The sequence below is a fragment of the Pseudomonas sp. P4_D7 genome, assembly GCF_056401755.1.
Genome location: NZ_JBFUIR010000148.1, coordinates 1 through 1,828 on the forward strand (window position 1 = coordinate 1; position 1,828 = coordinate 1,828).

At 53.6% G+C, this 1,828-nt stretch carries 2 protein-coding genes and 3 tRNA genes; all 5 read right to left on the reverse strand.

All coding sequences use genetic code 11. The annotated features are described in order from the left end of the window. Nucleotides 1-53: 53 nt before the first annotated feature. A tRNA-Arg gene (locus tag AC1DVF_RS29125) sits at nt 54-130 on the reverse strand. Nucleotides 131-202: 72 nt separating this feature from the next. Then, nucleotides 203-279, reverse strand: a tRNA-Arg gene (locus AC1DVF_RS29130). Nucleotides 280-386: 107 nt separating this feature from the next. After that, nucleotides 387-477 (reverse strand) — tRNA-Ser (locus tag AC1DVF_RS29135). Between the two features lie 62 nt (nt 478-539). Continuing rightward, entirely contained in the window at nt 540-728 is a 189-nt protein-coding gene (gene csrA / locus AC1DVF_RS29140; protein WP_002554426.1) for a carbon storage regulator CsrA, read from the reverse strand. 187 nt (nt 729-915) lie between these two features. Beyond that, nucleotides 916-1,828, reverse strand: a 913-nt coding sequence (locus AC1DVF_RS29145) for an aspartate kinase (protein ID WP_477783619.1), incomplete at its 5' end; no start/stop codon positions are given.

The following is a 1,828-nucleotide window of genomic DNA, read 5'->3' on the forward strand; positions in this document are numbered from 1 at the left end:
GACCACAACTGGCTGAAACCAAGTTATTCACATTGCTGCAACTAACTCTTAAATGGTGCACTCGACAGGATTCGAACCTGTGACCGCTCGGTTCGTAGCCGAGTACTCTATCCAGCTGAGCTACGAGTGCATTTGTGTTTGTTAGACCAGATCACACCTGGTTGAAGCCGAGTCACTTACATTGCTGTAACTGACTCTTAAATGGTGCACTCGACAGGATTCGAACCTGTGACCGCTCGGTTCGTAGCCGAGTACTCTATCCAGCTGAGCTACGAGTGCATTTGTTGCGCCGCATTATAGCCCGTCTAATCTCTATTCCAACCACTTTTTCTATTAATTTCAACAAGTTACAGAAAAAGCCAGATTACAACGTACTAAGCAAATAATGGCGGAGAACGGGGGATTCGAACCCCCGACACCCTTTTGAGGTGTACTCCCTTAGCAGGGGAGCGCCTTCGGCCACTCGGCCAGCTCTCCGCAACACGGGGCGTATCTTAACCAACCTTTTCCCCGTTTGCAAACATAAAAATCGATAAAAATTAATGGCTTGGTTCTTCGTCCTTCTCTTTCTTTATACGCAGGTAAATTTCCTCACGGTGCACGGCAACCTCTTTCGGGGCGTTGACGCCAATACGCACCTGGTTTCCTTTAACGCCGAGCACGGTCACGGTGATTTCGCCATCACCGATAATCAGGCTTTCTGCGCACCGACGAGTCAGAATCAGCATACCTTTCTCCTTACGCAATTCAGTTCAGGGACAACAGTCTGCAAAAAAAAGGCACCCGACCTACAACCGGAGCGATCGTAGCCCTACATGCCTGAGTATTGACCAGCGCGAGCAAAAGAACAGTTCAGGGCTCGCGCCATTCAAAAAATAAAGGGCGCGGTCAGACCGCGCCCTTCAAGAAACGGAATTACTCGCCCTGACGGGCCGGAGCATCCAGTTCGAAAGCCGTGTGCAGGGCGCGCACGGCCAGTTCCAGGTACTTCTCTTCAATCACCACGGAAACCTTGATTTCCGAGGTCGAGATCATCTGGATGTTGATGCTTTCTTTCGCCAGGGATTCGAACATGCGGCTGGCCACACCTGCGTGAGAACGCATGCCGACGCCGACGATCGAAACCTTGGCAATCTTGGTGTCGCCAACCACTTCACGGGCACCGATCTCGCGAGCGGTGTTTTCCAGCACGGTCTGTGCGGCCTGGTAGTCGTTGCGGTGCACGGTGAAGGTGAAGTCGGTGGTGTTATCGTGCGCGACGTTCTGCACGATCATGTCGACTTCGATGTTCGCGGCACTGATCGGGCCGAGAATCTTGAACGCCACGCCCGGGGTGTCTGGCACGCCACGGATGGTCAGCTTGGCTTCATCGCGGTTGAAAGCGATGCCGGAAATGATCGGCTGTTCCATGGTTTCCTCTTCATCAATAGTAATGAGGGTGCCCGGACCCTCCTTGAAGCTGTGCAGTACGCGCAGCGGAACGTTGTACTTGCCGGCGAATTCCACCGCACGGATCTGCAACACCTTGGAACCGAGGCTGGCCATTTCCAGCATCTCTTCAAAGGTAATCTTGTCGAGACGTTGAGCGACTGGCACAACACGTGGGTCGGTGGTGTAAACACCGTCAACGTCGGTGTAGATCTGGCACTCGTCAGCCTTCAACGCGGCAGCCAGTGCCACACCGGTGGTGTCGGAACCGCCACGACCSAGAGTGGTGATGTTGCCGTGCTCGTCGACGCCCTGGAAACCGGCGACAACGACAACGCGACCGGCTTTCAGATCACCACGAATCTTCTGGTCATCAATCTGCAAGATACGCGCTTTATTG